25 protein-coding genes and 3 pseudogenes are annotated in these 24557 nt (G+C 55.5%); 20 read left to right on the plus strand and 8 right to left on the minus strand.

Features of this window, described 5'->3' with window-relative positions; all coding sequences use genetic code 11:
* Positions 1 to 76 precede the first annotated feature (76 nt).
* From ABJI08_RS02445 to ABJI08_RS02460, 4 genes are read left to right on the plus strand one after another with little or no spacing between them, the layout of a single operon-like run.
* Positions 77 to 994 (plus strand): sugar ABC transporter permease, encoded by a 918-nt coding sequence (locus ABJI08_RS02445; RefSeq protein WP_348400234.1) that lies wholly within the window; start codon positions 77 to 79, stop codon positions 992 to 994.
* A 10-nt stretch (positions 995 to 1004) separates the two neighbouring features.
* Positions 1005 to 1844 (plus strand): carbohydrate ABC transporter permease, encoded by an 840-nt coding sequence (locus ABJI08_RS02450; RefSeq protein WP_348400235.1) that lies wholly within the window; start codon positions 1005 to 1007, stop codon positions 1842 to 1844.
* Positions 1841 to 2866, plus strand: a complete 1026-nt coding sequence (locus ABJI08_RS02455) for a Gfo/Idh/MocA family oxidoreductase (protein WP_348400236.1) — start codon at positions 1841 to 1843, stop codon at positions 2864 to 2866. Before ABJI08_RS02450 ends, ABJI08_RS02455 begins: the two co-directional genes overlap by 4 nt.
* Entirely contained in the window at positions 2863 to 3864 is a 1002-nt protein-coding gene (locus tag ABJI08_RS02460; RefSeq protein WP_348400237.1) for an ABC transporter ATP-binding protein, read from the plus strand. The genes ABJI08_RS02455 and ABJI08_RS02460 overlap by 4 nt, the downstream gene beginning before the upstream one ends.
* 235 nt (positions 3865 to 4099) lie before the next feature.
* On the opposite strand, the gene ABJI08_RS02465 is transcribed toward ABJI08_RS02460, so the two are convergent.
* On the minus strand, positions 4100 to 4696 hold the full coding sequence (locus ABJI08_RS02465; RefSeq protein WP_348400530.1) for an IS6 family transposase: 597 nt from the start codon (positions 4694 to 4696) through the stop codon (positions 4100 to 4102).
* A 275-nt stretch (positions 4697 to 4971) separates the two neighbouring features.
* Here ABJI08_RS02465 and ABJI08_RS02470 point away from each other — a divergent pair.
* Positions 4972 to 5142: pseudogene (locus ABJI08_RS02470) on the plus strand (IS3 family transposase); the annotation flags it as partial.
* 21 nt (positions 5143 to 5163) lie between these two features.
* Here ABJI08_RS02470 and ABJI08_RS02475 read toward each other — a convergent pair.
* The 4 genes and pseudogenes from ABJI08_RS02475 to ABJI08_RS02490 form a co-directional block, all read right to left on the minus strand.
* The gene (locus tag ABJI08_RS02475; protein ID WP_348400531.1) at positions 5164 to 5427 is read right to left on the minus strand and encodes an amidohydrolase family protein; all 264 of its coding nucleotides are present in this window, start codon (positions 5425 to 5427) and stop codon (positions 5164 to 5166) included.
* Between the two features lie 46 nt (positions 5428 to 5473).
* Positions 5474 to 5788: pseudogene (locus ABJI08_RS02480) on the minus strand (amidohydrolase); the annotation flags it as partial.
* Positions 5789 to 5839: 51 nt separating this feature from the next.
* On the minus strand, positions 5840 to 6085 hold the full coding sequence (locus ABJI08_RS02485) for a hypothetical protein (protein WP_348400238.1): 246 nt from the start codon (positions 6083 to 6085) through the stop codon (positions 5840 to 5842).
* A complete protein-coding gene (locus ABJI08_RS02490; protein WP_348400239.1) occupies positions 6078 to 7118 on the minus strand; it encodes a nuclear transport factor 2 family protein in 1041 nt (346 codons plus the stop codon). Before ABJI08_RS02490 ends, ABJI08_RS02485 begins: the two co-directional genes overlap by 8 nt.
* Before the next feature lie 129 nt (positions 7119 to 7247).
* On the opposite strand from ABJI08_RS02490, the gene ABJI08_RS02495 reads away from it, so the two are divergent.
* From ABJI08_RS02495 to ABJI08_RS02565, 15 genes are all read left to right on the plus strand, one after another.
* A complete protein-coding gene (locus tag ABJI08_RS02495; protein WP_348400240.1) occupies positions 7248 to 8297 on the plus strand; it encodes an ABC transporter ATP-binding protein in 1050 nt (349 codons plus the stop codon).
* Positions 8298 to 8379: 82 nt separating this feature from the next.
* The gene (locus ABJI08_RS02500) at positions 8380 to 9606 is read left to right on the plus strand and encodes an extracellular solute-binding protein (RefSeq protein ID WP_348400241.1); all 1227 of its coding nucleotides are present in this window, start codon (positions 8380 to 8382) and stop codon (positions 9604 to 9606) included.
* 115 nt (positions 9607 to 9721) lie between these two features.
* Entirely contained in the window at positions 9722 to 10750 is a 1029-nt protein-coding gene (locus ABJI08_RS02505; RefSeq protein WP_348400242.1) for a sugar ABC transporter permease, read from the plus strand.
* A gap of 1 nt (position 10751) precedes the next feature.
* A complete protein-coding gene (locus ABJI08_RS02510; RefSeq protein ID WP_348400243.1) occupies positions 10752 to 11633 on the plus strand; it encodes a carbohydrate ABC transporter permease in 882 nt (293 codons plus the stop codon).
* Positions 11634 to 11746: 113 nt separating this feature from the next.
* Complete coding sequence (locus tag ABJI08_RS02515) at positions 11747 to 12712, plus strand: ester cyclase (protein WP_348400244.1); 966 nt, start codon at positions 11747 to 11749, stop codon at positions 12710 to 12712.
* A gap of 127 nt (positions 12713 to 12839) precedes the next feature.
* Complete coding sequence (locus tag ABJI08_RS02520) at positions 12840 to 13367, plus strand: ester cyclase (RefSeq protein WP_348400245.1); 528 nt, start codon at positions 12840 to 12842, stop codon at positions 13365 to 13367.
* 14 nt (positions 13368 to 13381) lie between these two features.
* A complete protein-coding gene (gene hisD / locus ABJI08_RS02525) occupies positions 13382 to 14692 on the plus strand; it encodes a histidinol dehydrogenase (RefSeq protein WP_348400246.1) in 1311 nt (436 codons plus the stop codon).
* Positions 14692 to 15744 (plus strand): ester cyclase, encoded by a 1053-nt coding sequence (locus tag ABJI08_RS02530; protein ID WP_348400247.1) that lies wholly within the window; start codon positions 14692 to 14694, stop codon positions 15742 to 15744. The genes hisD and ABJI08_RS02530 overlap by 1 nt, the downstream gene beginning before the upstream one ends.
* Positions 15744 to 16508 (plus strand): SDR family oxidoreductase, encoded by a 765-nt coding sequence (locus ABJI08_RS02535; RefSeq protein ID WP_348400248.1) that lies wholly within the window; start codon positions 15744 to 15746, stop codon positions 16506 to 16508. The genes ABJI08_RS02530 and ABJI08_RS02535 overlap by 1 nt, the downstream gene beginning before the upstream one ends.
* Entirely contained in the window at positions 16505 to 17524 is a 1020-nt protein-coding gene (locus ABJI08_RS02540; protein WP_348400249.1) for a LacI family DNA-binding transcriptional regulator, read from the plus strand. Before ABJI08_RS02535 ends, ABJI08_RS02540 begins: the two co-directional genes overlap by 4 nt.
* Positions 17521 to 18495 carry an ester cyclase gene (locus ABJI08_RS02545; RefSeq protein WP_348400250.1) on the plus strand — a complete coding sequence of 325 codons (975 nt, stop codon included), beginning with the start codon at positions 17521 to 17523 and terminating at the stop codon, positions 18493 to 18495. Before ABJI08_RS02540 ends, ABJI08_RS02545 begins: the two co-directional genes overlap by 4 nt.
* A gap of 150 nt (positions 18496 to 18645) precedes the next feature.
* Entirely contained in the window at positions 18646 to 19608 is a 963-nt protein-coding gene (locus ABJI08_RS02550) for an AraC family ligand binding domain-containing protein (protein WP_348400251.1), read from the plus strand.
* Between the two features lie 19 nt (positions 19609 to 19627).
* Positions 19628 to 20749, plus strand: a complete 1122-nt coding sequence (locus ABJI08_RS02555) for a cobalamin-independent methionine synthase II family protein (RefSeq protein WP_348400252.1) — start codon at positions 19628 to 19630, stop codon at positions 20747 to 20749.
* Complete coding sequence (locus ABJI08_RS02560; protein WP_348400253.1) at positions 20749 to 21441, plus strand: alpha/beta hydrolase; 693 nt, start codon at positions 20749 to 20751, stop codon at positions 21439 to 21441. The genes ABJI08_RS02555 and ABJI08_RS02560 overlap by 1 nt, the downstream gene beginning before the upstream one ends.
* Positions 21442 to 22137, plus strand: coding sequence for an RraA family protein (locus tag ABJI08_RS02565; RefSeq protein WP_348400254.1), 696 nt, complete (start codon positions 21442 to 21444; stop codon positions 22135 to 22137).
* Positions 22138 to 22389: 252 nt separating this feature from the next.
* Here the strand turns inward: ABJI08_RS02565 and ABJI08_RS02570 are convergent.
* From ABJI08_RS02570 to ABJI08_RS02580, 3 genes and pseudogenes are all read right to left on the minus strand, one after another.
* Positions 22390 to 23095: pseudogene (locus tag ABJI08_RS02570) on the minus strand (IS6 family transposase).
* A gap of 29 nt (positions 23096 to 23124) precedes the next feature.
* Entirely contained in the window at positions 23125 to 23436 is a 312-nt protein-coding gene (locus ABJI08_RS02575) for a biotin/lipoyl-binding protein (RefSeq protein ID WP_348400255.1), read from the minus strand.
* Entirely contained in the window at positions 23417 to 24532 is a 1116-nt protein-coding gene (locus ABJI08_RS02580) for an AI-2E family transporter (RefSeq protein WP_348400256.1), read from the minus strand. The genes ABJI08_RS02575 and ABJI08_RS02580 overlap by 20 nt, the downstream gene beginning before the upstream one ends.
* Positions 24533 to 24557 lie beyond the last annotated feature (25 nt).

Genomic DNA, 24557 nt, shown 5'->3' on the forward strand with positions numbered 1-24557 from the left:
CCCTCCAACCGGTCCATTTGCAAGGCGCCCTCAGGCGTTTTCCAAATGGCTCGTATCAAATCGAAGGATTGAGAAAATGGCTGAAAAACCGCGATTTCGTTGGCACATCGTTGTGTTCCTGGCCCCGGCGGTCCTGGTCTACACGGCCGTGATGATCTATCCGCTTTTTAACACGCTGCGCTTGTCGCTATTCACCGAAGTCGATCAAACGCGCGTCTATGTCGGATTGCAGAATTTCCGCACGCTGTTCGGCGATACTATCTGGTCCAACCAATTCTGGAATGCGCTTGGCAACAACTTCTGGTTCTTCGTCATTCACATGCTGGTGCAAAACCCGATCGGGATTGCGCTAGCGGCCATCCTAAGCCATCCGAAACTGCGCTTTGCGAGTTTTTACCGCTCTGCCATCTTTATCCCGACCATCCTGTCCTTCGTAATCGTCGGCTTTGCGTGGAAGCTGATCCTGTCGCCGATCTGGGGGATTGCGCCTGGCATGTTGGACGCGATTGGTTTGAAATCGCTCTACGCACCGTGGCTTGGCAAAGAGGCTTATGCACTTACCACCCTGTCATTGGTTTCGGTCTGGCAGTTTGTCGGCATCCCGATGATGCTGATCTATGCTGCGCTTTTGTCGATCCCCGACGAGATCCTTGAAGCCGCAGAGGTCGAAGGCATCACAGGGTTCTCAGCGTTCTGGAAAATCAAGCTGCCGCTAATTCTACCCTCAATTGGTATCATATCGATCCTGACATTCGTGGCGAACTTCAACGCTTTTGACCTGATCTATGCTGCTCAGGGCGCGCTGGCGGGTCCAGATTTCTCGACCGACATTCTGGGGACGTTTATGTATCGCACGTTCTTTGGCTTCCAATTGCAACTGGGCGACCCGCATATGGGATCGGCCATTGCTTCGGCCATGTTCGCAATCATCCTCATCGGTGTGTGTCTGTACCTCTTTGGTATTCAGTCGCGCATGCGCCGCTACCAGTTCTGAGGAGAATGACATGAACGTTGCACGTCAAAACCGCCTGAACACAATTGCCGCCCACAGCGCGCTGATCCTCTACACGCTCATCGCCTTGTTCCCGGTTTTTGTAATTGTAATCAACAGCTTCAAGACCCGCAGGTCGATCTTTCGCGAACCCCTTGCGCTGCCAAATTCTGAAAGCTTTTCGCTGATCGGCTACGAGACTGTTCTGAAGCAAGGGGATTTTTTCCTCTACTTTCAGAACTCGATGATTGTCACAGTGGGATCGCTGTTCTTCATTCTGCTCTTTGGCGCGATGGCTGCGTTTGCGCTCGCTGAATATCGGTTCAAAGGCAACACGCTTATGGGTCTTTACCTTGCTCTTGGCATCATGATTCCCATCCGGATCGGCACCGTCGCGATCTTGGAAATGATGGTTCAGACCGGCCTTGTGAACACGCTTTGGGCCCTGATCCTTGTCTATACCGCCCAAGGCCTGCCGTTGGCCGTATTCATCCTTTCGGAGTTCATGCGCCAGGTAAGCGACGATCTGAAGAACGCAGGCCGCATTGATGGGCTGTCCGAGTATCGGATCTTCTTCCGCCTTGTCTTACCGCTGGTGCGTCCGGCCATGGCAACGGTTGCGGTGTTCAACATGATTCCGATCTGGAATGATTTGTGGTTCCCGCTGATCCTCGCACCCGCCGAAGAGGTAAAAACCCTCACACTCGGCAGCCAGGTCTTTATCGGCCAGTTCGTCACAGACTGGAACGCCGTTTTATCGGCGCTGTCCTTGGCGATCCTGCCCGTAATGGCGCTTTATGTCATCTTCTCGCGTCAGCTGATCCGCGGCATCACATCAGGAGCAGTCAAATGAGGGTTGTCGTTGCGGGTCTGGGAAACATGGGGCGCAGCCACGCGCTGGCCTATCATGCCCATCCCAAGGCCGAAATCGTCGGGCTGGTAAACCGCTCTCAGGTCGATCTGCAAGAGCCGTTACAGGGGTACGCACGGCCAGCCACATTCGCCGAAGGGCTCGCCCTCAAGCCTGATCTGGTCTGCGTCGCGACCTATTCAGACAGCCACGCAGAGTTTGCGATCGCCGCGATGGAGGCCGGCGCCGATGTGTTCGTTGAAAAACCTCTGGCCACAAACGTGGCAGACGCGCGCAAGGTGATCGCAACAGCCGCGCGTCTGGGTCGCAAACTGGTCGTAGGTTATATTCTGCGCCATCACCCCAGCTGGCAGCGCCTGATCGCCGAGGCACGCGATCTTGGCGGGCCGTATGTGTTCCGCATGAACCTCAACCAGCAATCTGATGGCGAGACTTGGAAGACGCATAAGTCCCTGATGGAAAACACGTCTCCCATTGTCGATTGTGGTGTGCATTATGTCGACGTGATGTGCCAGATAACCGACGCCAAACCTTCGCGTGTCAACGGCATGGGACTACGCCTTTCGGACGAAATTGCGCCTGACATGTACAATTACGGACAGCTTCAGGTCTGGTTCGAGGATGGATCGGTCGGCTGGTACGAAGCAGGCTGGGGCCCGATGATGTCCGAAACGGCGTTTTTCGTGAAAGATGTGGTGTCCCCCAATGGGGCCGTGTCCATCACCGAAGACAAAAAGGGCGCATCGGATGATGTCGATGGTCACACCAAAGTTGGCGGTATCCTCGTCCACCGACCCTCTGGCGACCAATTGATAGAAATGAAGGGCGAACCCGGACATCAGGACCTTTGTGATGCCGAAGCTGCCTTCATGATCGATGCGATAACAACCGATGTTGATCTGAGCCGACACATGGACGACGCCGTCCAATCTCTCGCAATATGCCTGGCAGCCGATGAAAGTATCCGCTCGGGCTGCACGATTACTCTAGGAGACACCCAATGACCGCTCTGACCCTCACAGATGTGTGCAAATCCTTTGGCAAAACCGAAGTTCTGAAGGATATCAATCTGACGGTTGAGGACGGAGAGTTTGTTGTCTTCGTCGGGCCGTCGGGCTGTGGCAAATCCACCCTGCTGCGTGTGATTGCCGGGCTTGAGGATGCCTCTGGTGGCACGGTGAATATCGGTGGCGATGCCGTCAATAATACACCTCCCGCCAAGCGGGGCATTGCCATGGTGTTCCAATCCTATGCGCTCTACCCGCACCTCAGCGTACGTGACAACATGGCCCTCGGCCTCAAGCAGGAAAAACAGCCAAAGTCTGTGATCGATGAGCGTGTAGGCAAAGCTGTCCAGATGCTTGATCTTGACGCCTATGTGGATCGGCGCCCGTCTGAATTGTCAGGCGGTCAACGCCAAAGGGTGGCCATCGGCCGCGCCATTGTGCGCGAACCCAAGCTCTTCCTGTTTGATGAGCCGCTGTCCAACCTCGATGCCGCCCTGCGCATGAACACGCGCATCGAAATCGCTGAGTTGCACCGGACGCTGAGCGCGTCGATGATCTACGTGACCCACGACCAGACAGAAGCCATGACCCTTGCCGACAAAATCGTTGTGCTGCGTGATGGGCGTGTGGAACAAGTCGGCAGCCCAATGGAGCTCTACAACGACCCCGCCAATAAGTTCGTCGCTGGCTTCCTTGGCTCACCTGCCATGAATTTTCTGCAAAAGGCGCCAGTTGATATGCCACAGGGCGGCACACTTGGTATTCGCCCGGAACATCTGCGACTGGAAAAAGGGGGGCGTCTCAAAGGCACTGTGACACATGTTGAGCGCTTGGGTGGCGACACCAACCTCCTTGTGTCCACTGACCAAAAAGAGGCGATGACAGTCCGGCTGTTTGGTCAGGACAGCACCGCCGTCGGCGAAACGATTGAGATCGACTTTGATAGCCAGGCGGCATTTGGCTTTGATGCGAATGATCGGCGTATCGTTCTCTAGGGTCAGGACTTCGGTAACGGGACCATCTTAGTCAAGGGATTTTACACAAACAAATTGATCCGCCCGAGCGGAGCTTTTTGTTTGCCTTGTCCGTTCTGCTATCTTTCGTGACTTTCGGTTGAGGCCCTTCGGGTGGTGCTGTCAGACAAATTCGAATTCGTCTCTACTAGGCCAGTGAGGCTGCCCTTTTATGCCGCACATAGACCGCGCCACTCAGTGAGAGCTGCGGTGCGGTTCATCTTGAAATGTTCTCTTTGGGAAAGGCTGCGACCCTGATTGAAGTGATTGAAAATTGACGCGTGGACGAAGACGAATTTCTGTAAACTTCGCATGCGACGAAAACGGTGCATGGCCCTCTCTCGCCTTCGAAAAGGTAGATGTGAATTCTCAGCACGATTATTCTTCCAACGGCCCGTTTCTTGCCTGGTGAATTGCCGATGACCTTCATCGCAGCGCTATATGAATGCAATTTGTCAGTGACGACGACCTCAGGTTTGCCGTAGCGTTTCATCGCCTTTCTCATGAATTTAAGGGCTGCAGCGCGGTCTCGTCGTTTCGTGACATAGCTTTCCAGCACCTCACCTTCGTGATCAACCGCCCGCCAAAGGTAATGCTGGACGCCGTTGATTTTCACAAACACTTCATCCATGTGCCATTGCCAATTCGAGTAGCACCGCATCCGGCTGGCCCGTTTTCTACGGATCTCGGCTGCGAATAATGGGCCAAATCGGTTCCAACAAAAACGGATCATTTCGTGGCTCACATCGACGCCGCGTTCATGCAGAAGATCCTCCACGTTTCTAAGCGAAAGCGGAAATCGGACATACATCATCGCCACTAGGCGTATGACTTCCGGACTGGCTTTGAAATAGCGAAAGGGAGAGCGTTTTGTCAGACAACCAAGAGCCCTGGTGAGAAGATCGTTAAGGACCTTTGAATACCTCTGAGAACTGAACCGGTATGATCTAAAGTTGTCACTGAGAATTGCCCCATGTGAACGCACCGCCCTGATGTTTTTGCACAGGAAGAAATGGAGTGACGGACAGGATAGCACTAAAACCAAATGGCATGTGGCAACGGACCTATGCCCGGGCTTTGCATCCAGGTGAGCGTTGGTCGTTGGATTTTGTGGCCGACACGTTTGGTGCGTCCCGCAAGTTCCGTATGTTGGCCGTGAATGACGATTGCTGCCGTGAAAACCTGTGCCTGATGGCAGATACAAGCATCTCAGGTGCAAGAGTGGCACGCGAGCTGGATGCGCTTATGCGGATCTATGGCATCTTTGGTCATGGCGGAGCGCTACGAAACCGCTTTATCCGTCTCAAGTCGGTTTTGTCTGACAACGCCCCATGGAAACATGGAATAGAAATCTGCTGCGGTATCGTTGAAAACCGCTTGATGCATTTCGCGCGGAACAAGGTCGCGATGAGCATGAGCCAGTGTGGCATAGTTGGAATACAACTTGTCCACCGGAAAATTTGATCCAAACATCACGCGGCTCGGGCTGAACTGATCCAGGCAAGTTTCGACAATGGGACGAAAAGCTCTCTGTGCACCAATCATGATAAAACATGCCTAGACCAGATAGTTTGCACCGAACCTGCGGCTGGTCGGATAGCCCGTGCAGATCATTTGCCCAACGCGCCATCCCATCGCCGGTCCGGTCGTGCGGCGATCCGGCATGGCACAATGCCACGGCAGTATCAGAGGCCAGAGCAAGAAGCCTAGCGGTCTTTTCCATCAATTCCGGTATCAATTGTAGATCAAAACTCAGACCGCGTTGCCCTGCGGCTTGCAGACCGGCGACAAAGGCTCGGTTGTCGAGCAAGGTGTTTGTTCCTGTCACCGCGTCTTCGCCCGGATCACGTCCAACAATCTGGCGTATACCAACAACACTGGGCGGCGCTTGATAGGCATCCAGCATTGACTCCAGATCAGGCGCGGTAAGGTCAACAAACACCACTTGCTTTAGGGGTCAATCGGGGTTGGCATCCGCCACGGATTGTACCCAACGCGCCTCGGCCATGCTGTCTTCGGCACCCACCTGAACGTGCACCGATGCAGTTACCCCCTCGGCTGCAGCCTCAGCGCGGAATTCGTCAATCATGTAGTTGCGTTGAATTGGGGTCGGGTCTCCGAAAAACCGCTCCACACCGCGCGTCATCAGCCACGGATAATGAACCGTAGAAATATCCCAAAGGTGGTGATGTGCGTCAATCATATCTGACCCCTTTTGCACCAGTTTCACGGACCGCGTGGATGCCGGTCGCACGCCCCAGAATGTCAACACCCTGCATGTTCCAGAAATGCAGAAGATCAATGAAAATCCAATTCTCGGCCAGTTTGTCACCGTCTCTGCGGTAGATGTCGATCACCCGAAATTCGCCGGGGGTGTCGGTTGCGGGCATTCCCATGAAACCGCCCGACGGAGTGGCAGTGAAATTGGGCCAGCCGAAGAAGCCTCCGAAATTACCTTCTGCCAGGCGGGCGATATGTGACGTCTTGGACCGGTTGGAAAGCGTTGCGCGGAACGGGCCGGAATGCTGTTTGGCGTAACGTTCGATGGTATAGGTCGCACCGATACCCTCGGGTCCCCACCAGATCATGTTTTCACGCCATGTTCGGCGCAGTTCGTCCTCCAACCCAAGCCCGCTGTCCCATTGGCCCAGGTCGCGGATCATGGCTTCTATAACGGCGAGCGTTTTCAGCCCCGCGGCAGGATTTTGCTGTTCGAACATCAAGCCATCATGGGTCATAGGGCCGGGCTGCACCAGATGCGCAGCGGTTTGCGTCTGAAAAGGCTGAAGACCAGCCTGAACCATTATGTGAGGGATATCGAAATACATTGCCGTTTCGGTGATCTTGCCGTTTTCGACGCGGTGAAATTCGCAGTACCGCAACATGGCTATCTTTCCTGTTGGGGAAATACCAAGCCACGACTGATCAAACAGGCCCATCAGATGACCCATTGAAACGACCCATACGCCACCTTGTTCTGCAATGGTATTTTGACCGGCCATAAAGACATCCATGCGGCGCTGCATTGAGGTCAGAGCACCTCTCAGTGGGGTCCAGAACGATTCGGCGACGTCGCGCGCAGATGTAATTTCATTGAACGGATGAAACCCGCGCCAAAGATAATCTGGTGATGTGAACGCTTCCAATACCGCTGGAATACCGGCCCCGCGCGCACTGTCGAGGCGCGCATAGAAGTCCCTAACAATTTGTTTTTCTTCTTTAAAATTGCTGTTCATTGACGCAGTTCCTGGGTTTTCTCTAATTTTTGCATTCGATTGCAAAAACAAGTTGCCAAACAAATCGCCGCTTGTCTATGATCATTGCATACGCATGCAAAAATGTTTGCATTCCGTCAGGAGGAAAATATGGCCGAAATTCAACTCCGCAGTTTGTCCAAACGTTGGGGGTCTTTTGTGGGCGTCCACGAATTTGATCTGACCATTGCTGATAAAGAGTTTTTGGTTTTGCTGGGTCCCTCGGGTTGCGGAAAAACGACGACAATGCGGATGATCGCCGGACTTGAGGACGCCACTGAGGGCGATATTCTGGTTGACGGGAAAAGGGTCAACGATCTGGAACCCAAGGACCGCGACGTTGCGATGGTTTTTCAGAGTTATGCGCTATACCCGAACATGAACGTCTACGAAAACATCCGCTTCCCATTGCGGGTGCGAGGTGTTGACCCCAAAACCCACGATGAAAAGGTCATGCGCGCAAGCGCCATGGTTGAGCTTGACGATTTTCTACAACGCAAGCCGGCAGAGTTGTCCGGCGGTCAGCGTCAGCGTGTGGCGCTCGCTCGCGCCGTGGTGCGTGAACCCAACGTGTTCCTGATGGACGAGCCTTTGTCCAACCTTGATGCCAAGCTACGGGTGTCGACCCGCGCGCAGATCAAGAATCTCTCGCAGAAGCTGGCAGTGACCACGATTTACGTGACCCATGACCAGATTGAGGCAATGACACTGGCTGATAGGGTTGTGATCATGAAAGCGGGAATCGTACAGCAAGTCGGCACCCCGGTCGAGATTTACGACAAGCCCGCGAATGCCTTTGTTGCCAGCTTCATTGGCAACCCGGCGATGAACCTTATGGATGGCACGGTCAGCGGTGGGACATTCACCACGGAATGTGTGGAAATCCGCGGCCTTAATGCTCCGGATGGCCCTATGACCCTTGGCTTCCGAGCTGAGGACGCCAGCGTTGTCGACTCCGGCGGCCAAATTAACGCTCCGATCTACACTCAGGAGCTTTTAGGGGACAGCACCATGGTTTCGGTCCGCATCGGCGGCGCGCTGGTTTCGGTCAAGGCTGACAAGGCCTACCGCGCCGAGATCGACGACCAAGTCGCGATCCAGATCCATTCTGAACACTGCCATCTGTTTGATGCAGAAACAGGGGCACGCATAGAGGGTTAGTCCCTCTGACCAACACCTGAGTATCAGGGTCAACCCGGGTGCAGACTTCGAAGATGCACCCATTCTCTAAGGGAGGAACACAATGTTTCTAAAGAAATTCGCACTGGCAGGTTCAATGGCCGCCTTTGCCGCGACGGCAGGCCATGCTTGCGAAATCGGGGCACGGGTCAGCATTGTGGGCAACGAATTTGCCGCAATTCATGCCGTCGATTCCGCCGCAAAGGAATGCACGGGCGCCGAGGTGAAATCCAACCTCACCTCAGAACACCAGACCATCAACGTGGCTGGCTTGTCCGGCAATCCGTCGGAGTATACGACCGCCATCATTGCCAACAGCTCGATCGTGGCCCTGATGAACGAAGACGTCATCCGTCCGCTGAACGATTTGGTCGCCGAGCACGGCGATGGCTTGCTGAATAGCCAGATGATCAAAATTGGCGACGACATCATGGCCGTTGCTTTCATGGCCAATGCACAGCACCTGATGTACCGCAAGGACGTTCTGGAACAGGCTGGCGTCGAAGTTCCGACCACCTATGAAGAATTGCTTGAGGTTGCTGAAGCTATCCGCTCGCAGGGGATCATGCAGAATCCGGTCGGTGGTGCTTACAAATCTGGTTGGAATCTCGCCCAGGAATTCAACAACATATACCTTGGCTATGGTGGAACTCATTTCATGCCCGGTTCAGCCGAACCCAACGTGAACAACGAAGCTGGTGTCAATGCCCTCAACATGATGAAGGCGCTGTCCGAATACATGAACCCGGACTTCCTGACCCACGATTCCAACGCGACAAACGCCGAATACCGCGCGGGCAACGTTGCGATCATGAACATGTGGGGGTCGCGCGCGTCGCAGCAGGCCACCACAGAAGGCGTGCTTGAAGAAGTTGCGACCGGACATGCGATCGCCGCGCCACTGACTGTTGGTGGTGGCACGATCCCGGCATCCACCCTTTGGTGGGACGGCTGGACCGTCGGCAAAAACATCTCTGACGCAGAAGCCGAAGCCACCTTTATCGCCATGAAGCACGGTATCCGCCCCGAGATGCTCAACGACGAGACAAGTTCTCTGGCGGTTTGGTTGATTGATGGCTATGAGCCGACAGACGATGCGCAGGGCGTATTCGCTGCCGCTCAGATGGGCACGCCTCCTTATCCAATGCTGCCGTACATGGGTCTGATGCACGGCGCTCTGGGTGCAGAACTGTCAGACTTCATGCAAGGCAAAGAAAGCGCTGAACAAGCGCTTGCTGATATCGAAGCTGCTTATCGCGCCGCTGCGATTGAAAAAGGCTTCCTTCAGTAGGGCCGGCTTACATGGGCGGCCATTACATGGCCGTCCATTCCTTCGGTAGAGCCAACCCAGGTAGGCGACCAATACATGGCCGCCCACATTCTCAAAACCTCTCCGGGATTTCGCTATGCGCCATAAAACGTTCTTCTGGTTTTTCCTGCCCACCGGGCTCGCAATGCTGCTCTTTATTGCATTGCCGATTGTCTCGGTTGTGACGCAGTCGATATTCGCGCCCCATCCGGCGGTTCTCGTAGAGGTCGAAAGCTGCACCCCGCTTGTCGGGTGCACCACGGAAACCACCATCGATCAGGATGCCACCGCTGCTTTGCGCGCGGAAAAGCCACTGGGCCGCTTTGTCGGGCTCGACATCTATCTTGATCGGGGTCACCTGGCGGTCCAAGAACTCGGCGAGATCTGGGCCGCCAATGACAGCTGGGCCGGGTTTTTCTCAGACCTGAGCAACCTGCCGTTCTATCGCGCAATGGCCTTCACCCTGACCTTCACCTTTATCGTGACACCGCTCACCATTGTGATGGGGCTTGTCATCGCGCTGGCAATCAATTCATTGCACCGACACCTCAAGGGGCTGCTGATCTTCTTCTCGCTCCTGCCGATGATCGTGACCCCGCTGATCGGCTCGATGATCCTGTTCTGGATGATCGACAGTCGCGGTATAATTGGCACGGCCTTAGTCGGGCTGGCAGGAGATCCGGATTTCAGCCTCAAGGCCTCAACTGGGCTCATGTGGGTTGCATTGATGGTCTATGGTGTCTGGCACGCCGCCCCGTTTGCATTCGTGGTGTTTTATGCCGGACTTCAGACACTGCCAGGGGATCAGCTTGAAGCCGCCCAGATTGACGGCGCATCCCGCTGGCAACAGGTCAAATATGTAATCGTTCCACATCTGATGCCACTGGTCACTTTTGTTGCTCTCATCCAGTTGATGGATAATTTCAAAGTGTTCGAACCGATCGTGGGCTTCAATGCCGCCGCCCACGCGCAATCACTCAGTTATTTTGTTTTTAACGACATGAGTGGCGAAACCCGCCAGCTCTCCTCGGCATCTGCAACCTCGGTAATCACGATTATCGGCGTCGCCATTCTCTTGTCGCCAGTGCTTGTCCGCACCTGGCGCGACTTTAAAGGAGCAAAATAACATGGCCAGCCGTGCACAAAGAATGCCCAAAAGCCTGAGAATTGCCACAACACTTTTCGTGATCCTCTGGTTTGTCATTGCCGCCTTTCCCTTTGCCTGGACAGTCTGGGGATCGTTCAAAGTCGAGCTCGACTTTTTCTCGATTGCTGACTGGACCAATGGGTTTACCGGAGAACGCACGAAGGCGGTCTATGGGTCGGCTTTCACGGGTGCTGGCTATGAGGGCGCCTGGATTCAGGAAGAGTTTTGGCGCAGCGTCATCAACACCGGTATCGTCTGCTTCTTTGTTGTGACCATTTCATTAACGCTTGGAACGCTGGGCGGCTATGCATTGTCACGCTCGTCCCACAACTACACATTCTGGCTGCTGATGACGGCGCTGATCTTCCGTGCGATGCCTCCCATCACACTGGTTTCGGGCTATCTGCTGCCTTTCTACGAATGGAACCTCTGGGGCATTCTGCCAACCACCATCATCGTTCTGGTGGCGATCAACCAGCCGTTTACCCTGTGGATGCTGCATTCGTTCTTCAAGAACATCCCGAGTGAGCTGGACGAAAGCGCGAAGGTCGACGGCTGCAATCAATTTCAGGCATTTCGCCGCGTGATCATTCCGGTCATGTGGCCCGGGGTCATCACCACCGGTCTGTTCTCATTCCTTCTGGCCTATAACGACTTTGCGGTGTCTGTGATGCTGCTGTCGGAAAGCAACCGCACCATGGTTCCGGCCATTGCCGCGTTCCTCGGCACGACCCAGACCGAAGGTAATGTGATGTTCGCAGTCGCCGCCGTGGTTTCGGCCACCGTGCCACTGTTCATTCTTGTGATGTTCTTCCAGCGCCAGATTGTCGGTGGTCTGACCGCCGGTGCTGTCAAAGGCTGACCCGAGACTTCAAATAAACCTGCAAACAGATAGGAGAAAACCCCGCAATGTGCGCCATATCCGCCCGACCCCCGATGGGGATCGCAACAAAGACATCTCATGAAAACAAGCGCTTGTACGCGGATCTTCTGGAGAGTTTCACTGGCGGCTCGCTGGCATCTGTCGAACATGCGGTGGCGGAAGCCTTCGATCCCGTCGCACAGGTCAACGCCAGTCATCCGATCAACGAAGCCCGCGACGGCACAGGGTATTTCTCCGATATCATCGCGCCGATTGCCGACGCTTTTCAGGGGCTTGTTCGTCAGAACTATGTGATGATCGGTGGTGAATATCTGGGCACCGAATGGGTCACTTCAACGGGCTATTTCCATGGACATTTCACGCAGCCCCTGTTTGGCATCCCGCCCAGCGGCAAGCTTGCTTTTCTGCGGTTTGGTGAGTTTCACCGGATGGAAGGTGGCAAGATTGTTGAAACCCATGTCTACCTTGGGTTTGCCGAGTTGATCATCGCTTTGGGCCTTTGGCCCTTGGCGACAAGCCAGGGCTACGAGGGGGTTGTACCCGGGCCAGCCACTCATGACGGGATCGTCACCGGTGCGTCAGACCCGGTGCAGTCTCGCGCCTCGGCCGATCTGGTCGAGGGCATGCTGATGCAGCTTGCCACCGAAGACAACGCCTGGCGCCCGTTTTGGGATGCCCGCATGGTCTGGTATGGTCCTGGCGGGCTTGGTTCTTATCACACAGTGGATGCCTTTGCGGATTTTCAGCGTCCGTTCGAGACAACCTTTGACGGTTGGGGTGACGGCAAAGAAGACAGCATCAACGGCGTCGGTGCGAACTGCAAGGCAGGGGACGGCGGCTATGCCTTCCTGCACGGCTGGCGCATGATCACTGGCGTGCATGTGAAACCGTTTCTGGGTTTGGAACCAACTGGCAAACGTGTGTTCATGCGCGACTGCGACTGGTGGCGTTGTGAAGGCGGCAAGATCGTTGAGAACTGGTGTATGCTGGATATCCCGCATGTACTGATGCAACTGGGCTACGACCTTTTTGCCGAAATCTCGGAGCAGTCGGCATGAGCCGGTCCGCCCGAAGCAACGCGCAATCGCGCCATTCGGCCCTGAACAGGATGCCAAGGGATTTCTTGTATGTGGGGCCGCCCCCCACTGCAGCAAACCTCCCAAAGCAACCTGAAAGGATAAAGACATGAAGAGTTCACGCCCGGAACAGGCCGTGCTCACGCGTGACACGGACATGAGCAAAACCGACGAAACCCGCCGGGTGATCGAAACCATGGTGGACGGTCTGAACGACCACCGGATTGGCGATATAGGCGAGTTTTTCTCTGAGAACTTTCGCTGGATGGGCAATCAGGGATGCGGTACCAAAACCGGCCTGCGTGAGTTTCAGGACAATTGGCAGCGACCGTTTCAGGCCGCGTTTTCCGACAAGACATGCATCGACGAGGCGCGTCTTTATATGGGCGAGTGGGCGGCGGCCTTTGGGCGGCAGGAGGCGACGCACTCCGGTGAGTTTCTTGGCATCAAGCCGACCGGGAAACGGATTGAAATCCGCTATATGGATTTCTGGAAAGTGGTCGATGGCAAGATCGTCGATAACTGGGTGAACGTCGATTTCGCCCATGTAGTAGCACAACTCGGTGTGGACTTGTTCAACGGTGAGGGCTGGGAAGCCTATGATCGTGGCGATCGCATCGCCCCAAGACCAGACTAAGCGAGGAAAGAATAATGGCAGTAACCCACCTCAAACACGGCAGGCCCGAAGCAGACCGTGCTGAAGACGACGCCAAAACTGCGGCGGTTGTAACAGCGACGCTCAAGGATATTGAAACACGCGGCGATGTCGCCGTGCGCGAACTGGCCAACAAGTTCGACAGCTATGATCGCGACAGCTATCGTTTGAGCCAAGCCGAGATTGATGCGCTGATCGCCAAGGTCAGCCCGCGCGACCTTGAGGACATCAAGTTCGCGCAAGAGCAAGTCGTGAACTTTGCCCAAGCCCAGCGTGATAGCATGTTGGATATCGAAGTCGAAACGATGCCCGGTGTCATTCTGGGCCACAAGAACATCCCCGTGCAGTCGGTGGGGTGTTATGTGCCCGGCGGCAAGTTCCCGATGGTGGCGTCGGCGCATATGTCTGTTGCCACGGCTAAGGTTGCTGGAGTTCCCCGCATCATCGCCTGCACCCCGCCATTTAACGGCGAACCCAACCCTGCGGTGATCGCGGCGATGCACCTTGGTGGCGCGCATGAGATCTACGTTTTGGGTGGCATTCAGGCCGTGGGCGCTATGGCCATCGGCACCGAAACCATTGCGCCCGTGCATCTGCTTGTTGGCCCCGGCAATGCTTTTGTAGCCGAGGCCAAGCGTCAGCTCTTTGGCCGTGTCGGTATTGATCTCTTCGCGGGACCGACCGAAACCATGGTGATTGCCGATGAAAGGGTAGACGCTGAGATGTGCGCAACCGATCTGTTGGGGCAAGCCGAGCACGGCTATAACTCACCCGCGGTTCTGTTGACTAATTCGCGCAAGCTGGCCGAGGCGACGTTGGTCGAGATTGACCGTATTCTCAAAATTCTACCGACCGCTGGCACTGCTAGTGTTAGCTGGCAGGATTACGGCGAGGTGATCCTGTGCGACACCTATGACGAGATGCTGGAAGTTGCCGATGACATCGCAAGCGAGCACGTGCAGGTGATGACTGACCGTGATGACTGGTTCCTTGAGAACATGACCTGCTATGGCGCGCTGTTCCTTGGGCCACGCACCAATGTGGCCAACGGGGACAAAGTGATCGGCACCAACCACACCCTGCCGACCAAAAAGGCGGGCCGCTATACGGGTGGTCTATGGGTCGGAAAATACCTGAAAACGCACAGCTATCAAAAGGTAACAACCGATGAAGCTGCCGCCAAGATCGGTGCCTATGGGTCTCGTCTATGCCTGCTCGAAGGGTTCGTTGGCCATGCCGAGCAATGCAACCTGCGTGTGCGCCGTTATGGTGGACAAAACGTTCCTTATGGTGAGGCCGCCGAGTAATGACTGGCTATGACATAGTAAGGGCGCTTATTGTGCCTTTACGAACGGCTATGGCGAATTTTGATCCCGCTTCAGTGCGGACGGCACTTGGCGCGTTCATGGCACCCGATGCGACCGTGCATTTGTGCCATCCGTTCGGTGATTTGTCAGGACCTCAGGCGCTTTATGACGCTGCTTATGCCCCACTGTTTGAGGCTTTTCCTGATCTGGAACGCCGCGACTGGATTGTCAGCGCAGGCACTGATGCCGATGGCGAGGATTGGATCGGATGTGCCGGGCATTATGTAGGCACCTTTACCGAACCCTTCCTTGATATTCTGCCCACAGGGCATTTCGCCCATATGCGGTTTCACGAGTTCTACCGCGTGTCCGACGGCGTTGTGGTCGAGATGCAGGCGATTTGGGATTTGCCGGAGCTCATGATGCAAGCCAACGCCTGGCCAATGGTGCCAAGCCTTGGGCGTGAGGTGTATATCTCGGGACCCGCGACCCAAGACGGATTATCTTTTGACGAGCGCACGCCCGCACAAAGCGCACATAGTCTGGATATTGTGATTGGGATGCTGACGAACCTCTCGCGCCACCCTGCCGAGGGCGGGCCCGAGATAATGCAGGCTGAAAAATACTGGGACCCGCGCGTCAATTGGTACGGGCCTGCGGGAATCGGAACCGCGCGCGGTCTTGCCGGGTTTCGCCATTGGCACCAAATCCCGTTTCTGAACGCGCTACCTGATCGCCGCGGCGGCACAACCGGCACGCTCAACTGCCATTTCTACGGTGACGGAGCCTATGTGATAGCGACCGGGTGGCCGAATATGCAGATGACCGTCACCGGAGACGGATGGTTGGGGATCGCCCCTTCGGGTCAGGAGATCACTATGCGCAGTCTCGACTTTTGGCGTGTTGAGGGGGCGCTGATCCGCGAAAACTGGGTTCTGATCGATCTGCTGGACGTTTACGCACAGCTGGGCGTAGATGTGTTTGCTCGACTGCGCGAGTTTAACAAGGCGCGCGTACCCGGGTCTGTTACTGCACCAATTGGAGCTATCTGATGACTTTACCTAAAACCCCTTCGTTCCGTTTGGATGGAAAGCGCGCGCTGGTCGCAGGCGCAAGTTCCGGCATTGGATTGGCCTGTGCGGCAGCGCTGGGAGACGCGGGGGCAGAAGTGACGTTGGCGGCGCGCCGCGTGGATGTCCTAGACGGTCTGGTGACAGAGATGACGGCTGCGGGCATGTCGGTGCGTGCTTTGCCGCTGGACGTATCGGATGTGGCGCGCACACAGGCAGCTGTCGCCGAGAATGGTCCGTTTGATATCCTTGTGAATTCAGCCGGTTTGGCGCGCCACAGCCCGGCTGTCGAGACAACTGAGACTGATTTTGACGCGGTGTCTGACCTGAACGTCAAGGGTGCCTATTTCCTGACCCAAGCCATCGCCAAAGGGTTGGTGGCCGCTGGAAAATCCGGCAGCCTGATGAATATCTCCTCGCAGATGGCGCATGTCGGCGGGCCGGACCGTGCGGTTTATTGTGCGACCAAACACGCGGTTGAGGGTTTTACCAAATCCATGGCGATTGAGTGGGGTAAAGCGGGTATTCGGATCAACACAATCTGTCCCACGTTTATCTTGACCGACCTCACGCGTTCGACGTTTGAGCAACCCGGAAAACGCGCGTGGATTGAGGACAAGATCAAATTGGGCCGCGTCGGCGAGGTTGAGGACATCATGGGCGCTGTGGTTTATCTGGCTTCGCAAGCGTCGTCGCTTGTGACCGGAACATCCCTTTTGATCGATGGCGGATGGACGGCCGAATGAGCAAAAATCGCATCACGTCTGCTGAGGTTGCTGAACGCGCAGGTGTCAGCCAGTCCGCCGTGTCGCGCACCTTCACGCCTGGCGCGTCGGCGTCCAAGAAAACTGTCGAAAAGGTTCGCAAAGCGGCGGCAGAGCTGGGCTATCGCCCCAATGTTCTGGCGCGCGCTATGGTGTCGGGAAAAAGCCGGATTATCGGATTGGTCGTGGCCTATCTGGAAAACCAGTTCTACCCCGAAGCGCTGGAAAAACTATCTAACGAGCTGCAAAAACGCGGTTATCACGTGCTCATTTTCATGGCCGAGCAAACGACCGGTAATATCGACCCTGTGGTTGACGAGATTCTTGATTATCAAGTGGATGGCATCATCGCCGCATCGGTGGCCTTGTCGTCGGAATTGGCTGATAGATGCCGTGTGGCCGGTGTGCCAATGGTGTGCTTTAACCGTTCGCAAGACGATCCGAATATGTCTGCAGTGACGTCCGACAATTATGCTGGCGGACGCAAAATTGCGGAATTCCTATTGGCAGCAGGCCATCGCAAGATCGGCCACATCGCCGGTTGGGACGGCGCTTCTACGCAGCGCGACCGTGAAGCCGGATTTATCGCAGCCTTGGCCGAGGCAGGGGTCACACTGCACTCCCGCGCAAGCGGCGAATTCAAGATGGAAAAGGCTGCCGAAGCGACCCGCATGATGTTTGCTTCCGATCCGCCCGAAGCGCTGTTCGTTGCCAACGACCACATGGCTGTCGCTGTTATGGACACCCTGCGATACGAACTGGGGCTGCGGGTCCCCGAAGACGTTTCGGTTGTCGGATATGATGATGTGCCGGCCTCGGGCTGGCCGGCCTATGATCTGACCACAGTGCGCCAACCGGCGAACCGGATGGTCGCCAGCACGATTGAAATTTTGCTTGACCAGATCGAACACAACAGCACTGAAACACGTCGCATCGCAATCGACGGGCCTCTGGTGCTGCGCGGTTCCGCGAGAATTCCAGAAGGGTGGAACACATGAAGGGCTTTTCAAATCGATGGACCGATTTTCCCGATTATATCCTCGGGATCACCCGCGAAATCTGGGAAGATCGCGGCATCGCCACACTGAACCATCACTACACCGAAGACATCCCCATGCGGTTCCCCGAAGGCGTGTCGATCGGCAACCAGAAAACCATGAATAGCACGCTTGCCACCTTGGCCGAGTTCCCTGATCGTGAGTTGACCGGCGAGGATATTATCTGGTCGGGCAATGAAGATGACGGATTCCTGTCGTCGCATCGCCTATTGACGATGGGTACCCATACCGGCGGCGGGTATTTTGGTCCCGCGACGGGCAAACGATTTGTCATTCGCGCCATCGCCGATTGCGCGGCGATCAACGACCAGATCAACGATGAATGGTTGATCCGGGACACGGCAGGCATCGTGAAACAATTGGGAATGAAGCCCAGGAAATTCGCGCGCGATCTGATCGCCCGCGAAGGTGGGCCGGAAAACTGTGTCAAACCGTTCTGCCCTGCGGTGGACGTTGACGGCCCTTACAAAAGCCGTGGTAACGACAACGAGTGGGGCCAGCGGATGTCTGACATCCTGACCCGCATGATGGACAAGGACTTTGCAGTGATCCGCGCGGAATACGATCGCGCCGTTCACACAGAACACCCTGCCTCAACGACGGTGCATTCATGGGCCGATACCGAGAAACTGTGGATGGGTTTGCGGGCGTCTTTCCCCAATGCCGAATTCAAGATCGAGCACCAGATTGGCCGCGAAGATCCGATGCTATCGCCGCGCGCCGCTGTTCGTTGGAGCCTGCACGGCAAACACGATGGTTGGGGTTTGTTCGGTCAGCCAACGGGGGTTGATGTCTATGTCATGGGCTTTTCCCATGCCGAATTTGGCCCTCATGGTCTGCGCCGTGAATGGACACTGTTTGATCATGTGTCGATCTGGAAGCAAATCCTGATGCAGACAGGAGACGTATGAGTGCTGGCAAACGCCTCGTATCTTGATGCCAGTCGGCGCGCGCGCAGGTTTCACACCTACCGTGCATCCTTGCGCGCGAAGCGGCTTAACAACCGCCCACCCGGAGGTTGGGTTTGATCCACATTCAAACTCAATTCTAAGGAAAACGACATGAAGAATATCCAAGATCGCATCGTTCGCTACGGCGACCTGAAACCCTGTAAGACGGCGTTCATTGACGCCCACACACCGGGCTCGGACCAAAAGGAAAACTTTACCATTATCGGTGGTGGCGTTTCCGAGAGCCCCGATCAACACGTACATATTGCCGACCAGATCGGCTTTAATATCGGGGCCGCAGGGCAACCGCCCAAATGCCGAAATTCACTACACACACACACCACAGCCGAGGTGTTTTTCGTCCTCAAGGGCCGCTGGCGGTTCTTCTGGGGCCGTTACGGCACAGCTGGGGAATTTTTTGCTGAAGAGGGCGACATTTTCAACATTCCTACCGGGATTTTCCGCGGTTTCGAGAACATCGGCACAGATTACGGGATGATCATGGCCGTGCTTGGCGGTGATGATGCAGGGGGCGGCGTGACATGGGCGCCTCAGGTGATTGAAGACGCGGCAGATCATGGGCTGGTATTGGCCGAGACCGGACGGTTGTATGACACCAAAAAGGGCGAGACCCTTCCTGATGGCGTCAAGCCGATGCCCCTGTTGACCGAAGAAGAACTCAAGGCATTCCCGGAGGTGCCTGTTGAGGGTGTGATCCGCGACTATGTGGCGCGTTATTGGGACCTGATGGCATTGGCCGCAAAACAACCGGCCAAGGTGATTGGTGAGGATGGTGTGCTCAAGGACAAACCGGGCTTTGAGGTTGATTTTCTGACCCGTGGGTCGGTTGCCGACGATATGCACAGCCACGACAAACCAACCGTTCTGATGCCAATGCGAGGGCACTGGAAACTGCGCCTGCAAGATGGTGAAGAAGTGCTGAACGCTGGTGATACCTGCCTGATCAATCCCGGTGAGGCCCACTCGATTGCTCCGTCGATGACCGGCGAGGCAAGCCTTTACCGCATTCGTACAACGGATGATCCGGCCGGACTGACTTGGTCTGGAAACTAAACTCTGGGAGGAGCCCAAGATGACGCGAATTAAGACAACCCATGTGGGCTCCTTGCCGCGCACGCAAGATGTGGTGGATTTCATTTTCGCACGCGAAAATGAGACCTCATTCAGTCAAGCAGATTTCGACGCCTGCATGACCTCAGCCGTATCGGAAACGGTGCGCAAACAGGTCGAGGCGGGCCTCGACATCGTCTCGGACGGTGAGACGTCTAAGATTTCTTACGCGACCTATGTCAAAGATCGCTACACAGGTTTTGGCGGTGACAGTCCGCGCAACGCGCCTGCCGATCTCAAGATGTTCCCCGGATTTTTGCAGCGCCTCGCTGATGATGGCGGCACCCCGCAATACGCGCGTCCCATGTGCGTCGGCGACGTGAAATCCAAAGGACAGGGCGAGCTGGAAAAAGACATCGCCAACCTCAAGGCAGCCATGGCTGAACACGGTGCCGAGCGCGGGTTTATGAATGCGGCCAGCCCGGGTGTGATCTCGCTGTTCTTGCAAAACGATTACTATAAATCGCGCGAGGCCTATCTGGCCGCTTTGGCCGATGCGATGAAGGCTGAGTATGAGACAATTGTGGCTGCCGGTTTGGACCTGCAACTGGATTGCCCTGATCTCGCTCTGTCGCGTCATATGCTGTTTACCGATCTGTCGGATGATGAGTTCATCAAGGTCGCCAATATGCATGTCGAGGCGCTGAACCACGCGCTGTCTGATGTGCCCGCCGAAAAGGTCCGTGTTCACATTTGCTGGGGCAACTATGAGGGACCGCATTGCTGCGATATCCCGATGTCCAAGATGTTTGATACATTAATGTCGACCAAGGCGTCCTCGGTCCTGTTTGAAACATCCAATCCACGCCATGGCCACGAATGGGCGGTGTTCCGGGATCGCAAATCTGACATCCCAGAGGATAAAATCCTTGTTCCTGGTGTGGTCGATACCACGACAAACTTTGTCGAGCATCCCGAGCTGGTGGCGCAGCGGATTGAGCGGTTTGTCGGTATTGTCGGGGCGGACCGCGTGGTGGCGGGATCTGATTGTGGATTTGGCACGTTCGCAGGCTTTGGTGCGGTAGACCCCGACATTGCCTATGCCAAGCTAAAGTCGCTGGCCGAAGGGGCGGCGTTGGTCTGATGACACCGCTTGTCTTGCTCCCTGGTATGATGTGCGACGCGCGGCTGTTTGCGCCGCAGGTCGCCGCGTTCTCAGGGCGGCGCACAATTGTTTGCGCGCCGATTTCAGAGCATGCCGGCATCGCTGAAATTGCCGCGGACACTCTGCGCAACGCACCCGAAATGTTTGCTTTGGCAGGGCTGTCGATGGGCGGGATCGTGGCGATGGAAATCCTGCGACAGGCCCCGGAACGGGTTGAACGCATTGCCCTGATGGATACCAACCCGCTGGCCGAGGCTGAAGAGGTGAAAGCGCGCCGTTTTCCGCAAATGGTATCGGTGCGTGAAGGAGGCCTTGCCAAAGTCATGCGAGACGAAATGAAGCCGAACTATCTGAGTGACGGGCCAAACCGGGATGAGGTACTGGCGCTTTGCATGGATATGGCTTTGGACCTTGGTCCACATGTGTTTTTGAACCAATCGCGTGCGCTGATGGATCGGCGTGACCAGACCGACACCTTGCGCAATGCGCGTATACCCGCGCTTGTACTGTGCGGGAGGGACGACACGTTGTGCCCGGTATCGCGTCACGAATTGATGGCCGATTGCCTGGGCAACGCAACATTGGAAATTATTGACAGTGCAGGGCATTTGCCGGTGCTGGAAAGCCCTGAAAAGACGAATGGGGCACTTGCCCGCTGGCTGGAGGCCTGAATGAACGACTCGCTTTTGACGCTGCTGAAAAAGGTAGACACACCCACCGTTTGCAACGCGATTGAAGTCGCCCAGGGCAAACGCGGCTTTGATGCGTTTACGCGCGGTACGATGCTGGCCTCTCACCCTGATGCGCCCGCTATGGTGGGCTACGCCCGGACCGCTCGGATCGCAGCGGTGGCGCCGCCAACCGAGGCCCCGGACGAAATCAAAGCCCGCCGGATGGCGTATTACCGCCATATGTCTGAGGGTCCACGCCCCGCGGTTACGGTGATTGAAGACATGGATTACCCCAATTGCATCGGAGCCTATTGGGGCGAGATCAACACAAACGTTCATAAAGGATTTGGCCTGTCGGGTGCGCTAACCAACGGGGTAATGCGCGATCTTGGTGATCTGCCTGATGGCTTTCCCGTTGTGGCAGGATCAATCGGACCCAGTCACGGGTTTGTGCATGTAAAAGAAGTCGGCACGACGGTCATTGTCTTTGGGATGCAGGTTGCCGACGGTGATCTGATCCATGCGGATCGGCACGGCGCAGTGGTTATTCCGACAGATGTTCTGCCAACCCTGGAAAAGGCGATCCTCAAACTGTTGGACACCGAAAACCTTGTCCTCGACCCAGCCCGTCAAGATGGCTTTGATTTTGACGCGTTTGAGGCCGCATGGACGGCCTTTGAAAACGCCCGCATCTGACCCGTGAACGCAATAGACACCTGATATGCGTGGTACAAATTTCAGCAACGGGTTGCCGCTCTGAATACCCCATGGAATTGGCCCTTGCGCAGGTCACGTTGAAACCGGGGGCGGTATTGGCGGCAGGCTGAACCTGTGTTCTGAAACCGTCCGGGATGTCCCTATTGGTTGCGATCCTGCTGGCCGACGTAATGGGCGGGTACTGTCAGCACAAATTCGAACCAGTTTCTTCAAGGCCAGTAAGGCTGTCCTTTATGCCGCGCAAAGACCGCGCCACTCGGCGAGAGCCGCGGTACGGTTAAGCTTGAAATGGCATCTTTGTGGAAGGCTGCGCTCCTGATTGAAGTGATTGAAAATGGACGCGTGGACGAAGACGAATTTCTGCAAACTTCCCATTCTACGAAAGCGGTGCATAGCGCGCTCACTTCGTCGAAACGGTAGGTGCGAATTCTCGGCGTAATTGTTTTTCCAACGACCGGTTTCTTGCTTCTCCACATTCCCAATAACCTTCATCGCGGCTCCATATGAACGCAACTTGTCGGTAACGATGACTTCTGGCGGCCCAAATTGTTTCACCGCTTTCTTCAAGAATTTAAGGGCTGCAGTTCGATCACGCCGTTTCGTGACGTAACTTTCAAGCACTTCACCTTCGTGATCCACAGCGCGCCAATGGTAGTGCTGATCACCGTTGATCTTCACGAAAACCTCGTCGAGGTGCCACCGCATTTCGAGTAACATCGCATCCGAGTAACACGCTTCCTGCGAATTTCTGCGGCAAACATTGGGCCAAATCTGTTCCACCAAAACCGCACAGTTTCGTGACTTACATCAATGCCCCGCTCATGCAGAAGATCTTCGACGTTTCGTAGCGAGAGTAGAAATCGGACGAAAAGCATCACCGCAAACGGATGACTTCCGGACTGGTTTTGAAATAGCGAAAAGGAGAGAGTTTTGTCATCAAGCGAAGCTACGAAACCACCCTACCCTTCACAACCAGGTTTCCTCTGACATTGCCTCCAGAGCGGCTTCGGCCACGTCTACGGCTGTTTCAAACCGCGTGATTTCGAGTTGTAGCAATGCTTGGCCGGCCTCAACCAGAGCATTCTGTGATGCCGGCACATTCACGACAAATCCTGATACGTCAGACACCACCGGAACGGTGAACATCTTGACGCGCCCTGAAGACGTGTATGGGGTCTCATGATCGGCGACCAGGTACCAGACAACCAGCAGCGCAAACACAGCCAAAATGATGGCTGTGGTGCGATTTGTGGATTTGTCAGCCTGCTCCTGAGACATTGGCAACCTTTGTTTCTGCGGTTTGGTTTTCGGAATCGACCCATTTCATAAATACTTGGTATCCGGCGGACAGAAATGCCGCGCCGATGAACATGCCAAGAATACCGCCTGCCATCATACCGCCAATGGCGCCAATAAGCACAACCGGCATCGGCACATCCAGCCCGCGGCCCAACACCATTGGTTTGAGGAAGTTGTCGGTCAGGCTTGCGGCAATCAACAGGATTGTGAACGTGATATTCCAAGGGACAGAGTTGTCTCCGGCCCAAAGTAGCCCAGCCGCAACAATCGCGACCAAAGTAACCGGAACCTGCATAATGGCCAACATCAATGCCACGATAGTCAGGAGCGGCGCTGCAGGCACGCCGGCAATGAACATGACGATGCCAAACACAATGGCCGTGATAAAGGCGATGCCGATGATCCCAATTGCAACCTGGCGAATGGTTTTGGTAGCGAGGTCATGTAACTCCGGGCCGAGTTTGGCATCGGACAAGCCTATCAGAATGCGCCGGATCGATTTTGTGCCGGCTTCAGCCCACGCCAACATGATACCGGCAATGATCAACGCACCTATTAGCTGAAAGACACTGCCCGCAGTGCTGGATGCCATGGAGAGCACCCAAGAGGCAAATTTGCTCAGTTGAGGCTGTTTTGTTTCCAGAAAATTAGGAAGATCGGTGGCGGCGGCGACCCACGCGGCGTGCAAATCTTCACCAATGAGCGGCCATTCGGCAACGGACGGGTTGGCCGCAGGTACGGAAAGAGTTCCCGCCTCGTATGCCGAATAGGCCTCGAATGTTCTAACCGCAAATGCGTTGCCGATTGACCAGGTCGGGACACCGATGAGGGCGATGCCGATCAAAACGATCACAGTGGCCGTGCGCCCAGACGACCAGCCAAACCTTTTCTTGAGGGCTGTGTGGGCCGGGTAGAGCGCGACCGCAAGCACAATCCCCCAAAGCATAATTGGCAAAAAGGGCGCAAAAACCCACGTACACACCAAAAGCACAAAGGCGATTAAAGCGAAACGTATGAGGGAATCTGTGAAGGCATCAGTTAAGGCCTTGCTGAGGTCTTCCGTCGATCTATCCATGGGCGCGTCTCGCTATATAAAGGAA

Source organism: Shimia sp. (assembly GCF_039969785.1).
Lineage (GTDB): Bacteria > Pseudomonadota > Alphaproteobacteria > Rhodobacterales > Rhodobacteraceae > Shimia.

Bases quoted from the DNA above. Each gene is read 5' to 3' on its own strand.
- ABJI08_RS02535 (WP_348400248.1), top strand. From the start codon at position 15,744: ATGACTTTACCTAAAACCCCTTCGTTCCGTTTGGATGGAAAGCGCGCG.
- ABJI08_RS02505 (WP_348400242.1), top strand. From the start codon at position 9,722: ATGCGCCATAAAACGTTCTTCTGGTTTTTCCTGCCCACCGGGCTCGCA.
- ABJI08_RS02555 (WP_348400252.1), top strand. From the start codon at position 19,628: ATGACGCGAATTAAGACAACCCATGTGGGCTCCTTGCCGCGCACGCAA.
- ABJI08_RS02490 (WP_348400239.1), bottom strand. From the start codon at position 7,118: ATGAACAGCAATTTTAAAGAAGAAAAACAAATTGTTAGGGACTTCTAT.
- ABJI08_RS02545 (WP_348400250.1), top strand. From the start codon at position 17,521: ATGAAGGGCTTTTCAAATCGATGGACCGATTTTCCCGATTATATCCTC.
- hisD (WP_348400246.1), top strand. From the start codon at position 13,382: ATGGCAGTAACCCACCTCAAACACGGCAGGCCCGAAGCAGACCGTGCT.
- ABJI08_RS02485 (WP_348400238.1), bottom strand. From the start codon at position 6,085: ATGATTGACGCACATCACCACCTTTGGGATATTTCTACGGTTCATTAT.
- ABJI08_RS02530 (WP_348400247.1), top strand. From the start codon at position 14,692: ATGACTGGCTATGACATAGTAAGGGCGCTTATTGTGCCTTTACGAACG.
- ABJI08_RS02510 (WP_348400243.1), top strand. From the start codon at position 10,752: ATGGCCAGCCGTGCACAAAGAATGCCCAAAAGCCTGAGAATTGCCACA.
- ABJI08_RS02580 (WP_348400256.1), bottom strand. From the start codon at position 24,532: ATGGATAGATCGACGGAAGACCTCAGCAAGGCCTTAACTGATGCCTTC.
- ABJI08_RS02445 (WP_348400234.1), top strand. From the start codon at position 77: ATGGCTGAAAAACCGCGATTTCGTTGGCACATCGTTGTGTTCCTGGCC.
- ABJI08_RS02495 (WP_348400240.1), top strand. From the start codon at position 7,248: ATGGCCGAAATTCAACTCCGCAGTTTGTCCAAACGTTGGGGGTCTTTT.
- ABJI08_RS02460 (WP_348400237.1), top strand. From the start codon at position 2,863: ATGACCGCTCTGACCCTCACAGATGTGTGCAAATCCTTTGGCAAAACC.
- ABJI08_RS02565 (WP_348400254.1), top strand. From the start codon at position 21,442: ATGAACGACTCGCTTTTGACGCTGCTGAAAAAGGTAGACACACCCACC.
- ABJI08_RS02560 (WP_348400253.1), top strand. From the start codon at position 20,749: ATGACACCGCTTGTCTTGCTCCCTGGTATGATGTGCGACGCGCGGCTG.
- ABJI08_RS02500 (WP_348400241.1), top strand. From the start codon at position 8,380: ATGTTTCTAAAGAAATTCGCACTGGCAGGTTCAATGGCCGCCTTTGCC.
- ABJI08_RS02455 (WP_348400236.1), top strand. From the start codon at position 1,841: ATGAGGGTTGTCGTTGCGGGTCTGGGAAACATGGGGCGCAGCCACGCG.
- ABJI08_RS02575 (WP_348400255.1), bottom strand. From the start codon at position 23,436: ATGTCTCAGGAGCAGGCTGACAAATCCACAAATCGCACCACAGCCATC.
- ABJI08_RS02465 (WP_348400530.1), bottom strand. From the start codon at position 4,696: ATGATGTATGTCCGATTTCCGCTTTCGCTTAGAAACGTGGAGGATCTT.
- ABJI08_RS02475 (WP_348400531.1), bottom strand. From the start codon at position 5,427: ATGATTGGTGCACAGAGAGCTTTTCGTCCCATTGTCGAAACTTGCCTG.
- ABJI08_RS02520 (WP_348400245.1), top strand. From the start codon at position 12,840: ATGAAGAGTTCACGCCCGGAACAGGCCGTGCTCACGCGTGACACGGAC.
- ABJI08_RS02550 (WP_348400251.1), top strand. From the start codon at position 18,646: ATGAAGAATATCCAAGATCGCATCGTTCGCTACGGCGACCTGAAACCC.
- ABJI08_RS02450 (WP_348400235.1), top strand. From the start codon at position 1,005: ATGAACGTTGCACGTCAAAACCGCCTGAACACAATTGCCGCCCACAGC.
- ABJI08_RS02540 (WP_348400249.1), top strand. From the start codon at position 16,505: ATGAGCAAAAATCGCATCACGTCTGCTGAGGTTGCTGAACGCGCAGGT.